14 protein-coding genes and 1 pseudogene are annotated in these 10,285 nt (G+C 67.0%); 14 read left to right on the top strand and 1 reads right to left on the bottom strand.

The genetic code is table 11. From position 1 onward, the window contains the following. From D7V77_RS36845 to sctV, 14 genes are all read left to right on the top strand, one after another. Positions 1–330: FliM/FliN family flagellar motor switch protein (locus D7V77_RS36845; RefSeq protein WP_233597462.1), on the top strand; the 330-nt coding region annotated here is incomplete at its 5' end. Positions 331–432: 102 nt separating this feature from the next. Further along, complete coding sequence (locus tag D7V77_RS36840; RefSeq protein ID WP_120580934.1) at positions 433–1,104, top strand: flagellar biosynthetic protein FliO; 672 nt, start codon at positions 433–435, stop codon at positions 1,102–1,104. Between the two features lie 10 nt (positions 1,105–1,114). Continuing rightward, entirely contained in the window at positions 1,115–1,939 is an 825-nt protein-coding gene (gene sctR / locus D7V77_RS36835) for a type III secretion system export apparatus subunit SctR (RefSeq protein WP_120580933.1), read from the top strand. A gap of 16 nt (positions 1,940–1,955) precedes the next feature. After that, positions 1,956–2,222, top strand: a complete 267-nt coding sequence (gene sctS / locus D7V77_RS36830; RefSeq protein WP_120528175.1) for a type III secretion system export apparatus subunit SctS — start codon at positions 1,956–1,958, stop codon at positions 2,220–2,222. Next, a complete protein-coding gene (locus tag D7V77_RS36825) occupies positions 2,219–3,037 on the top strand; it encodes a flagellar biosynthetic protein FliR (protein ID WP_120580932.1) in 819 nt (272 codons plus the stop codon). The genes sctS and D7V77_RS36825 overlap by 4 nt, the downstream gene beginning before the upstream one ends. 28 nt (positions 3,038–3,065) lie before the next feature. Then, positions 3,066–4,148 carry a type III secretion system export apparatus subunit SctU gene (sctU, locus tag D7V77_RS36820; RefSeq protein ID WP_120580931.1) on the top strand — a complete coding sequence of 361 codons (1,083 nt, stop codon included), beginning with the start codon at positions 3,066–3,068 and terminating at the stop codon, positions 4,146–4,148. Between the two features lie 10 nt (positions 4,149–4,158). Continuing rightward, the gene (locus tag D7V77_RS36815) at positions 4,159–4,440 is read left to right on the top strand and encodes an EscU/YscU/HrcU family type III secretion system export apparatus switch protein (protein ID WP_120580930.1); all 282 of its coding nucleotides are present in this window, start codon (positions 4,159–4,161) and stop codon (positions 4,438–4,440) included. A 46-nt stretch (positions 4,441–4,486) separates the two neighbouring features. Next, positions 4,487–4,969 carry a hypothetical protein gene (locus D7V77_RS36810; protein WP_120580929.1) on the top strand — a complete coding sequence of 161 codons (483 nt, stop codon included), beginning with the start codon at positions 4,487–4,489 and terminating at the stop codon, positions 4,967–4,969. Positions 4,970–4,972: 3 nt separating this feature from the next. Then, a complete protein-coding gene (locus D7V77_RS36805) occupies positions 4,973–5,449 on the top strand; it encodes a SycD/LcrH family type III secretion system chaperone (RefSeq protein WP_120580928.1) in 477 nt (158 codons plus the stop codon). Between the two features lie 94 nt (positions 5,450–5,543). After that, entirely contained in the window at positions 5,544–6,140 is a 597-nt protein-coding gene (locus D7V77_RS36800; RefSeq protein ID WP_126936331.1) for a hypothetical protein, read from the top strand. Between the two features lie 140 nt (positions 6,141–6,280). Continuing rightward, positions 6,281–6,499 (top strand): hypothetical protein, encoded by a 219-nt coding sequence (locus D7V77_RS36795; RefSeq protein ID WP_120580926.1) that lies wholly within the window; start codon positions 6,281–6,283, stop codon positions 6,497–6,499. 297 nt (positions 6,500–6,796) lie between these two features. Next, on the top strand, positions 6,797–7,198 hold the full coding sequence (locus D7V77_RS36790) for a hypothetical protein (RefSeq protein ID WP_126936456.1): 402 nt from the start codon (positions 6,797–6,799) through the stop codon (positions 7,196–7,198). A 97-nt stretch (positions 7,199–7,295) separates the two neighbouring features. After that, positions 7,296–7,763: a tetratricopeptide repeat protein gene (locus D7V77_RS36785; protein WP_120580924.1), complete on the top strand. Its 468-nt coding sequence runs from the start codon at positions 7,296–7,298 to the stop codon at positions 7,761–7,763. A gap of 86 nt (positions 7,764–7,849) precedes the next feature. After that, entirely contained in the window at positions 7,850–9,976 is a 2,127-nt protein-coding gene (gene sctV / locus D7V77_RS36780) for a type III secretion system export apparatus subunit SctV (RefSeq protein ID WP_120580923.1), read from the top strand. Positions 9,977–10,084: 108 nt separating this feature from the next. Here the strand turns inward: sctV and D7V77_RS36775 are convergent. Next, a pseudogene (locus tag D7V77_RS36775) lies at positions 10,085–10,285 on the bottom strand (FHA domain-containing protein); the annotation flags it as partial.

The raw sequence follows: 10,285 nt of genomic DNA, 5'->3' as shown, positions 1-10,285 counted from the left end.
CAGGGTGGGGAGTCCGGGGGCGGGTCGGAAGACAACGAGGACTTCACCAACCCGGAGCTGGGCGTTCCTCCGGAACTCGAAGGGGCGGCATTGGACGACAAGGACGGAAGCGATCTGCTCAGCGACCTGCCCCTGCAGGTGGCGGTGGAGCTGGCGCGCGTGCCCATCACGGCCGAACAGGTGGTGGGCCTGCGCACAGGCCAGGTCATCGACCTGCGCCGTGGGGCGGGTGAGCCCGTGGACCTGTCGGTGAACGGCAAGGTGGTGGCCCGGGGCGAGCTCGTGGAGCTGGAGGGCCAGCTCGGGGTGCGCATCATCCACCTGAGCTGAAGCGTTTGCGCCCATGCGTCACAAGGCAGGCGGGCAGGGGGGCGTGGTCGTGCCCGGGCCCGTGGCGGTCCTGACTCGGGTGCACTAGGCTCGCGCCCATCCATGGCGGTCCTCGGTCTCTCCTCCTCGCGCCTGTTGCTCGGCGCCGCGCTGCTCTTCGCGTCGCCCGCCGTCCTGGCGCAGGCGCCCGCGGTCTCCACGCCTGACGCCTCCGTGGCGGCACCGGCCCCCCAGGCCCCCGCCGCTCTGGCGCCCGCGAAGGACGCGGCCGCCGTACTGACTCCAGAGGCGGCCCCGGCTGCCTCGGGTGACAGCGCGGCCCGCGCGAAGCGCCACGCGGACGAATTGGACCGCGAGCTGGGCGTCTCCGAGGCCGAAGGCGGAGAAGCGCAGGAGAGCCTGGGCTGGGTGGTGGTGCGCACGGTGGCGCTGCTGGGCGCGGTGATCGCGGCCATCTACCTCACGCTCAACGTGGGCCTGCGCCGGCTGATGGGCCTGCAGGGCGTACCCGTGGGCAAGGCGTCGGTGGTGTCGGTGATGGAGCGCATCCCGTTGGACCAACGGCGCACGCTCTTCGTCCTGAAGGCCGCGGACGAGTACCTGCTGGTGGGTGGCGGCGAGGGTGGCGTGCAACTGGTTTCGAAGCTGGACCGCGACGCCGTGGAGCGCATCCGCGCCGCGCGGCCGCCGTCGTCGCCGGTGTCCCTGAGTCCTTTCCTCCAGAAGCTCCTCTCCCGCCGGACCGGTGGCACCACGCCGCCGCCGGGCGTCTGAAGGCCGTCACGTGAACCGTTCGTCTCCCGCTCGCCCGCTGCTGTTCCGCGCTCCGCCCTGGCTCTTCGCGGCCCTCGTGTCGCTGCACCCCTTCGTCGCGTCCGCGGCGAAGAAGGGCGGCGACTCGATGCCGGATGAAATGGTCAAGGAGGCGGTGAGCTCCGACTCCTTCACCTCCCGTCCGCTCATCCTCATCCTCGCGCTCGCGGCCATGTCCCTGGTCCCGTTCGCGCTGATGATGGTGACCAGCTTCGTGAAGATTTCGGTGGTGCTCTCCATCGTCCGCTCGGCGCTGGGCACCCAGCAGATTCCCCCGACCCAGGTCATCACCGGCCTGGCCATCATCCTCACCGTCTACATCATGGCTCCCGTGGGCCAGGAGATGTACCGGGCGGGCGGCATCGACATCTGGTCCCGGGGGACGTCCGTCTTCTCCTCGGAAACGGTGGGCACGATGCTGGGGGCCGCGGACAAGTCCAAGGAGCCCCTGCGCGACTTCCTGATGAAGAAGGTCACCAACAAGGACCGCACGCTCTTCTACAGCCTGGCGAAGAAGATGCGGAAGGAGGAGGACCGCAAGGACATTGGCCCGAAAGACTTCATGGTCATCGTCCCGGCCTTCGTCGTGTCCGAGCTGAAGGAGGCCTTCCAGATTGGCTTCCTCTTGTTCGTGCCCTTCATCGTCATCGACATGGTGGTGGCCAACATCCTGCTGGCGCTGGGCATGCACATGCTGTCGCCCACGACCATCTCCATGCCCTTCAAGCTCTTGTTGTTCGTGCTCGTGGACGGCTGGTACCTCATCGCCAAGGGCCTGGTCATCGGCTACCTGTAAGGAGCCCCGTACTCCCATGAATCAGCTCACGTTCATCACCCAGGAGGCGCTGTTCCTGGTGCTCGTGGTCTCCGCGCCGCCGGTGCTCATGAGCCTCCTGGTGGGCTTCCTCGTCTCGCTGTTCCAGGCCACCACGCAGATTCAAGAGCAGACGCTCTCGTTCGCGCCCAAGGTCGTCCTCGTCTTCGGCGTGCTGGCCATGACGGGCCCGTGGATTGGCGGTCAGCTCCTGCGCTTCACCTTCCACGTCTTCGACCGGTTTCCGGCGCTCATCGGCAGATGAACATCGGCGAAGTGATGGCCGAGCTGGGTGCTCGGGTCAACCTGTCGGTCACCATCTTCACGATGGCACTCATCATGTGCCGCGTGATGCCCATCCTCATCTTCAGCCCGTTCCTGGGCGGCGAGGTCGTTCCCTCGGAGATGAAGCTGGGCCTGGGCCTGATGGTGTCCGCGGTGCTCTTCCCGTCCGTCGCGGACCGGATGGACCGGATTCCCCTGAGCGCGCTCCCGTACATCGGGCTGTTGCTCAAGGAGGTCTTCATCGGCGTGGCGCTGTCGTACATCGTCAACATGGTGTTCGACGCGGCCCGCGTGGCCGGCACGCTGATGGACACCATGTCGGGCAGCAACAACGCCCAGCTCTACGTGCCGCAGCTGGGCACGCAGGTGTCGCTCTTCTCCAGCCTCAAGGTGCAGCTGTGCGTGGTGCTGTTCCTGTCGCTGGACGGGCACCACATCATCATCCGGGCGCTCGGAGACAGCCTCGCCATCGTGCCGCTGGAGGGCTTCCCGCGCTTCAGCCGCGGCGTGTGGCCCTTCTTCGACCTGATGATCCGCTCCTTCGCGGACCTGTTGAAGATCAGCCTGGCGCTGGCCGGCCCCGGCATGGTGGCCGCGTTCGTCACCGACCTGTCCCTGGGCGCCATCAACCGCGTCGCGCCGCAGATCCAGGTGTTCTTCATCTCCATGTCGCTCAAGCCGCTGGTGGGCGTGTTGATCATGTTCATCGCCATCCATGTCGTGATTGGCCGCATGCAGCAGGAGCTGGTCAACATGCTCCGCATGTTCCAGCACGCCATCCAGATGCTGGCCTGAGCCGGCTCAAGCCTCCCGGGATTCCTCCATGTCGGACGAGAGTGGCGACAAAACAGAAGAACCGTCGCATAAGAAGCTCGACGACGCGCGCAAGAAGGGTCAGACCTGGAAGAGCAAGGACCTGACGGGCGTGGCCGTGCTCGTCGCGGGCCTGGGCATCGTCAAGGGCACCTGGGACACCGTGGAGAGGGAGATCTCCACGCTCTTCCGCTTCAGCTTCGATGCCATCGCCCACTCGCAGGACCTGGGGCTGGCGACGACACAGCTGCTCATCATGGGCCTGCGCACGCTGCTGCTCCTGACGGTGCCCATCGTTGCGGGCGCGGCGGTGCTGGGCGGGCTGATGGACTTCCTTCAGGTGGGGTCGCTCTTCACCATCGACCCGCTCATCCCGAAGTTCGACAAGCTCAACCCCATCGCGGGGTTGAAGAACATGTTCTCGAAGAAGTCCTTCGTGGAACTGCTCAAGAACCTCATCAAGATTTCCGTCGCCGCCTACGTCGTCACCGGCGTGGTGCGGGACTCGATGCCCCTGGTCATCGAAACGGTGCGGCAGGACACGCACGGCATCATGGCCATCATGGGGGAGATCCTCTACCGGGTCTGCGTGCGCATCGTGATGCTCTTCGTCATCTTCGGCGTGTTCGACGTGTGGTGGCAGCGCAAGTCGTTCATGAAGGACATGATGATGACGAAGGAGGAGGTCAAGAAGGAGTACAAGCAGAGCGAAGGCGACCCGCACCACAAGGCCAAGCGCAAGGAGCTCCACCATGAGATCATGGAGGGGGCCCAGATGGAGGCCGTGAAGGACGCGAGCGTCATCGTCACCAACCCGGACCACGTCGCGGTGGCGCTGATGTACGACCAGAACAAGGACGGGGCGCCGCGGGTGCTGGTGAAGGGCATGGACGCCAAGGCGGAGCGCATCAAGGCGCTGGCGCGCGAGGCGGACGTCCCCCTGCTGCGCAACGTCCCCCTGGCGCACGCGCTCCTGCGCGTGGAGGTGGGCGAGGAAGTCCCGGAGGAGCTCTACGACGCGGTCGCCGAGGTGCTGAACTTCGTCTACGGGCTCAAGCAACAGCAGAACGCGGCGCCGCCTGCGCGCGCCTGAGGAGGAGGCCATGGCCAGCGACGAAGAGGCGGACATCGCCATCGCCATCAAGTACGACACCAAGGCGGACGGTGCCCCGCGCGTGGTGGCGAAGGGGATGCGCCTCAAGGCGGAGAAGATCCGGGAGATCGCCAAGCAGTACGGCATCCCGGTGATGCGCAATGTGTCCCTGGCGCACGCCCTGTACCGGGTGGACGTGGGGCAGGAAGTCCCGGAAGAGCTCTACGACGCGGTCGCGGAAGTGCTGAACTTCGTCTACGCGCTCCAGCGGGAGCATGCAGGCGGGCGCTGAAGGGGGCTGGACGCGGGGCCCCCACCTGTATTGAAGTCGGGCCACCATGGCCAGAATCAACAATCAGCCCCCCAGCACCGCGCTTTGGCCCTGGGGAGGTCCCCGCAGTGTCCGCGAGCGGCTGGTGGACCCGTCCCAGCTGGACCGGGCGAAGAAGCTGCGCAAGGCGGGCAACATCAAGAACCCGTCGATGCCCTCCGCGGCGCTCCTGGACTTCATCGGTCCGGCGCACTCGTCGGAAGAGCTCCGGTTGCCCCTGCCGCCCCATCCGGGCGGTCACGACGCGGACCTGGAGGGCTTCAGCGACCGGCCGCACCTGGCCAGCGTCGCGGGCCGCGGGGACGACGGACAGCGCCGGATGCTGGAGCGCGGCCTGTCCAAGGTGAACGCGCCCCCGGAGCGCCTGGAGCGCCTCAAGGCCCTGTTGCAGCGCGAGTCCGCGATGCTGGGCCTGGTGGATCAGGTGAGCGCGGAGTCGCAGGAGATCATCCGCCGCATGTGGGAAGAGCAGAAGGACGAGGGCTACTGACCCATGGCGGCGCTGGACCCGGAAGATCCGCAGGACGAGGCGAAGCTCACCGCGCTCCTGCAGCGTTGGGCGGAGGGCAAGGCCACGCTCCGCGAGGTGCGCGGCTATTCCAACGACGAGCTGTACGCCATCGCCAAGACGGCCTACTTCTTCTTCTACCAGGGCCGGCTGGCGGAGGCGCGCACGCTCTTCCAGGGCCTCTACGCCATCAACCCCACGGACGTGTACTTCGCCAAGGCGCTCGGCGTGGTGGAGATGGCCGCCGGAAACGGGCAGGGCGCGCTCGCCGCCTTCGACGTGGCCGCCAAGCTGGCCCCCCAGGACCCGTCCGTCTACGTGGGCCGCGCGGAGGTGAAGTTGGCCATGGGACAGAAGCCCCAGGCCCTGGAGGACCTGCGCCGCGCGGCGGCCATGCCCCCGGCGGATGATCCGGTGGTACGCAAGGCTGGCGCCATGGTCACCGCCCTTACCCGGCGCTGATCCTCGGGGTGGGACCCGTCTCCTGGCGCGTTGGCTGGAAGCCCCGTAATCTCTGGTAGGCTGGATTCATTCACCTCAACCGATGGAGCGGTTCATGAGCACCCCCCCCAAGACACAGCTTCCGCTGCCCCCGGAGCCGCCGGAGCTGAAGGAGAAGCGCGACAAGCTGCTGGCGGAGCTGGATGTCCAGGGCAAGACGGCCCAGGGCACCTTCCTCCAGGTGGTGCGCAACATGCGCAAGCTGGTCGCCGCGTCGGCCCCCGGCACGCCGCTGGATGAGGGGATGTACAAGGACGTCACGGATTCGCTGAACCGCTTCATGAAGGACCCCATCCTGCCGCCCCCGGCCATCCTCGGGCACGTGGTGGAGTACCTGCAGTACCGCATCAGCACCTACGGCATGACCATCCAGAGCGCCGTGATGGAGATGAACCCGGAGCTGGGCGCCAAGTTCGCCGTGACGCCCCCGGTCGCCGCGCCGGCGGCCCCCGCGGCTCCTGCTCGCGGCGCGGGCGGGCACAAGACGTCGGATGGTTTCGAGAACTCCAGCCGCCCCAAGATCGCGCTGACCCGCGAGGACTCGCTGCCCGGCACCGCGAAGCCGGCGGACCCCCGCGCCGAGTCGCAGCAGCAGCTGGATTCCTTCAAGGCCTGGATGAAGAACCCGGCCCTGGGCAAGCTGAAGGGCTGATCCAGCCCGTGGTACCGAGGCGGGGAGCCGGGAAAAAATGATCCCGGGAAATTCCCAGGAAACTCCCGCCCCCCCTCAGCGATAATCCTTTTGTAGCTGCTGCCGCACGAACCCATCTCGCAGGACCCGGAGACACTCTCATGGCCACGATCGACGTCTTCAACACGGCAGTGAACACCGCGAAGAACACCACCGGCACGGCGATGGACAAGATGATCGACGCCGCCCCGGCCGAGCAGAAGGGCTTCCTGCAGGCGCAGAAGCAGGTTCAGCTCGAGTCCCAGATCATGAGCACCATCACGAACCTCATGAAGAAGATGGACGACATGGCGATGGCCGCCGTGAACAACCTGAAGTAGTCCTTCGCAGGTTGTTGGTTTCGCTCCGGCCCCGTGCTGGTGCCCTTCCAGGGTACCGGTTCGGGGCTGGTGGCGTTTCCGGGCCTGGCCGCGTGAGGCCTCCGCTGGAAAGGATCCGGAAACTTCCACTAGGCTCACGTCGATAACCCTGGAAACGCAGTACTTAGAGACGAGGTTTGGATCATGGGCTCCACCCCGATTAACGGTTCCGCTCCCCGCGTCGGAATCTCGACCACCTCCGCCGCGCCGGCGACCGGCTCGCAGGCTCTCGTGAAGCAGGAGAACCTGCTCCGCTCCATGACGGATTCGCTCGCCAAGGGCCTCCAGGCGCTCCAGGCGAAGAGCGCCCCGGCGGCGGGTGCCGCTGGCCAGACCCAGTCTGCCGGCCAGAGCCAGAAGTCGGCGCAGGGCGACAAGCCCACCGCCGAGCAGGCCATCCAGGGCCTGGCGGAGAAGTACAAGGACTACGTGGGCAGCCTGGGTGAGAAGGCCGGGACCCGCGCGCTGGACAAGGCGCAGAAGACGGTCGCGGACTTCATCGCGAAGAACCCGAACGCCTCCGCCGAGGAGATCAACAAGGAGGCCGAGAAGGCCTTCAACAAGGAGACCAGCTCCGAGTACATCTTCAAGAGCGTCATCGAGAAGTCGATGAGCGACACGATGGCGAAGGTCCAGGAGCGGATCGACGAGGCGGGGTGAGGTCAGCCCTCGCTGAGAAGGGGACCCCGTCTGGAACTGGCGGGGCCCCCGGGCTAGAGTCCCCCGCCGCTGCTGTCCCCGCCCGGTGAACGCGCCGATGACGACTGAATCCAAGGCCACGGTGTCGAACGACAACGAGAAGCCCCTGTCCGGACCGGAGATGCTCGAGCGGGCCACGGAGGGTTTCAACCTCTTCCAGGACGGGAACTTCAACGAGTCGCTGGCCGTCTTCGAGAAGCTTTCGGTCATGGACCCGAGTGAGGCCTACTTCCAGACCGCTCTGGGCGCCTGCCACCTGGCGCTGGAGGACCTGGACGCCGCCGTGGCGTGCTTCAACCGCGCCATCGAGTTGGATCCCGCTGACATCACCCCCTTCGTCAACCGGGGCGAGGCGTTCCTCCGTCAGGGCCGGACGACGGAAGCGGCCCGTGACTTCCAGCATGCCGTGTCGCTGGACCCCGATGACAAGGACCCCCTGAGCCGTCGTGCGCGCATGCTCGCCGCCGCGGCCCTGGAGAGCTCGGACGAGGCTTCGGAATCCGAAGCCCCCGAGGACCACTCGTAGGTTGACCGCAGGCTCCCTCGCCGGACAGGTGAGGGATGGCCCCCCCTTGGGCTCGGGGGCGCGCACGGATTAGGATGGCCCCGCCGATGGCCAACGCCGATCCGAACAGCTTCCTGAACAAGTACTCCGACATCGTCCTGGCCGTGGTCGTCGTGGCCATCGTCGCGATGATGATCGTCCCGCTGCCGACGATCATCCTGGACGTGTTGCTGACGATGAACATCAGCATCTCGGTGATCCTGCTCCTCATCTCCCTCTACGTGCCCAGCCCGCTGTACCTGTCGTCGTTCCCGACGCTCCTGCTGATCACGACGATGTTCCGCCTGTCGCTGACCATCTCCACCACGCGACTCATCCTGCTCACCGGCGACCCGGGCGAAGTGGTGGTGGCGTTCGGTAACTTCGTGGTGCAGGGCAACTTCGTCGTCGGCGCCATCCTCTTCCTCATCCTGGTGGTGGTGAACTTCATCGTCATCTCCAAGGGCTCGGAGCGCGTCGCGGAAGTGGCCGCGCGCTTCACCCTGGACGCGATGCCCGGCAAGCAGATGTCCATCGACGCGGACCTGCGCGCGGGTGTGATTGATCAGGATCAGATGAAGAAGAAGCGCCGCGACCTGGAGCGTGAGAGCCAGCTCTTCGGCGCCATGGACGGCGCGATGAAGTTCGTGAAGGGCGACGCCATCGCGTCCATCATCATCACGGTCATCAACATCGTGGGCGGTCTCATCATCGGCGTGACGCAGAAGGGGATGTCCGCCGGTGACGCCGCGCAGAAGTACACGCTGCTCACCATCGGTGACGGTCTGGTCGGCATGATCCCCGCCATCCTCATCTCCACCTGCGCCGGCATCCTGGTGACGCGCGTGGGCGGCGAGGAAGAGGGCGCGCACCTGGGCAAGGATGTGGGCACGCAGCTCACCGCCTTCCCGAAGGCCATCGCCATCGCGGCGGCCATGCTCGTGGGCCTGGGCCTCATCCCCGGCCTCCCCAAGATTCCCTTCTTCCTGCTGGGCGCGGGCGCGGGCTTCGGCGCCTGGTCGATGATGCGCAAGCGCGACGAGGCGATGGCCGCCGAGGAAGCCGGCCCCGCGATGGAGTCCAGCTTCGGCACGCCCGTGTCCGCCGAGCCTCCGCCCAAGGAGCAGCTCAACCCGGACTCGGAGCTGTTCATCCCCGTCGTCACGCCCATCGTGCTGGAGGTGTCCGACGCGCTGGTTCCCTTCGTGGACTCGCGGCAGGACGGCGGCAAGTTCCTCTTCGAGCTCATCCCGTTCATGCGCGACGGCCTCTTCGTGGAGCTGGGTGTGCGCTTCCCCGGCGTGCGCGCGCGCGGCAACGGCGGCCTGCCGCCCGGGGCCTACCAGATCCAAATCAACGAAGTGCCCGTCGTCACCGGCCAGGCCACCCTGGGCCACATCCTGGTGAACGACACGGTGGAGCGCCTCAAGCTGATGAACATCCCCGGCTTCGAGGCCATCAACCCCGCGACGCGCCAGGCGGCCGCGTGGGTGCCCGAGCAGTTCCGGGAGATGCTCGAGTCCGCGGGCCTCACCACCTGGGACGTGCCCGGCTACATCATCCTGCACACCGCCGCAGTGCTCCGGAAGAACGCCCGCGAGTTCGTGGGCGTGCAGGAGACGCAGACGATGCTGGAGCAGCTGGAGAAGGCGTTCCCGGCCATCGTCAAGGAAGTGGTCCCGAAGATCGTCAACGTGCTGAAGCTCACGGACATCCTCGGGCGCCTGGTGGAGGAGGAGCTCTCCATCCGCGACCTGCGCGGCATCCTCCAGGCCCTGTCCGAGTACGGGCAGGTGGAGGCCGACAACGTCATGCTCACCGAGCATGTCCGCGCCTCGCTGCGCCGCTACATCTCCCACAAGTACGCGCGCGGCACCGGCACGCTGGTGGTGTACCTGCTCGACCCGAACATCGAGGAGGCCATCCGCAGCTCCATCAAGCGCACCTCCGCGGGCGCGCACCTGGCGCTGGAGCCGGAGATTGCCCAGGAGATTGTCGGCGCGGTGCGCTCGGAATGCGGCCACCTGCCGCCCAGCGCCCAGCGCCCCGTCATCCTCACGGCGATGGACATCCGCCGCTACGTGCGCAAGCTGCTGGAGTACGAGTTCAACCCCTCGTTCTCCATCCTCAGCTACCAGGAGCTGTCCCCGGACCTGAACATCCAGCCGGTGGCGCGCATCTCCTCCGGCCGGTAGTGGCCGGGAGCGTGTGAAAGAACCAAGGCCTCCGCTGCTTCAGCGGGGGCCTTGTCGTTTCCGGGGGAAGGAAGGGAAGGGCGGCCGCCGTGGCGCGAAGGGCGCGGCTCAGGCGCCCGCGAGCACGGCGATCATCAGCACCAGGAAGCTCAGCCCCACCACGCCCATGACGATGAGCGGGACGAGCTTCTTCTTGTCCGCCAGCGCGGACACGGCCGCCGGGGCGGGCTCGGGCTCCGGCTCCGGCATGGGCATCTCCTCGCCACCGTCGGGCTGCGGCTCCTCGGAGGACGCGGACCCATCCTCGGA

The organism is Corallococcus sp. CA041A (genome assembly GCF_003612075.1).
GTDB lineage: Bacteria > Myxococcota > Myxococcia > Myxococcales > Myxococcaceae > Corallococcus > Corallococcus exiguus.
The sequence above is the reverse complement of the archived record's forward strand: the minus strand, read 5'-3'. Positions and strand labels throughout refer to the sequence as shown.

Coding starts and splice junctions, on each gene's coding strand:
- D7V77_RS36810 (WP_120580929.1), top strand. CDS start 4,487: ATGGCCAGAATCAACAATCAGCCCCCCAGCACCGCGCTTTGGCCCTGG.
- D7V77_RS36790 (WP_126936456.1), top strand. CDS start 6,797: ATGACGGATTCGCTCGCCAAGGGCCTCCAGGCGCTCCAGGCGAAGAGC.
- sctS (WP_120528175.1), top strand. CDS start 1,956: ATGAATCAGCTCACGTTCATCACCCAGGAGGCGCTGTTCCTGGTGCTC.
- D7V77_RS36815 (WP_120580930.1), top strand. CDS start 4,159: ATGGCCAGCGACGAAGAGGCGGACATCGCCATCGCCATCAAGTACGAC.
- D7V77_RS36840 (WP_120580934.1), top strand. CDS start 433: ATGGCGGTCCTCGGTCTCTCCTCCTCGCGCCTGTTGCTCGGCGCCGCG.
- D7V77_RS36825 (WP_120580932.1), top strand. CDS start 2,219: ATGAACATCGGCGAAGTGATGGCCGAGCTGGGTGCTCGGGTCAACCTG.
- sctV (WP_120580923.1), top strand. CDS start 7,850: ATGGCCAACGCCGATCCGAACAGCTTCCTGAACAAGTACTCCGACATC.
- D7V77_RS36795 (WP_120580926.1), top strand. CDS start 6,281: ATGGCCACGATCGACGTCTTCAACACGGCAGTGAACACCGCGAAGAAC.
- D7V77_RS36800 (WP_126936331.1), top strand. CDS start 5,544: ATGAGCACCCCCCCCAAGACACAGCTTCCGCTGCCCCCGGAGCCGCCG.
- sctU (WP_120580931.1), top strand. CDS start 3,066: ATGTCGGACGAGAGTGGCGACAAAACAGAAGAACCGTCGCATAAGAAG.
- D7V77_RS36785 (WP_120580924.1), top strand. CDS start 7,296: ATGACGACTGAATCCAAGGCCACGGTGTCGAACGACAACGAGAAGCCC.
- D7V77_RS36805 (WP_120580928.1), top strand. CDS start 4,973: ATGGCGGCGCTGGACCCGGAAGATCCGCAGGACGAGGCGAAGCTCACC.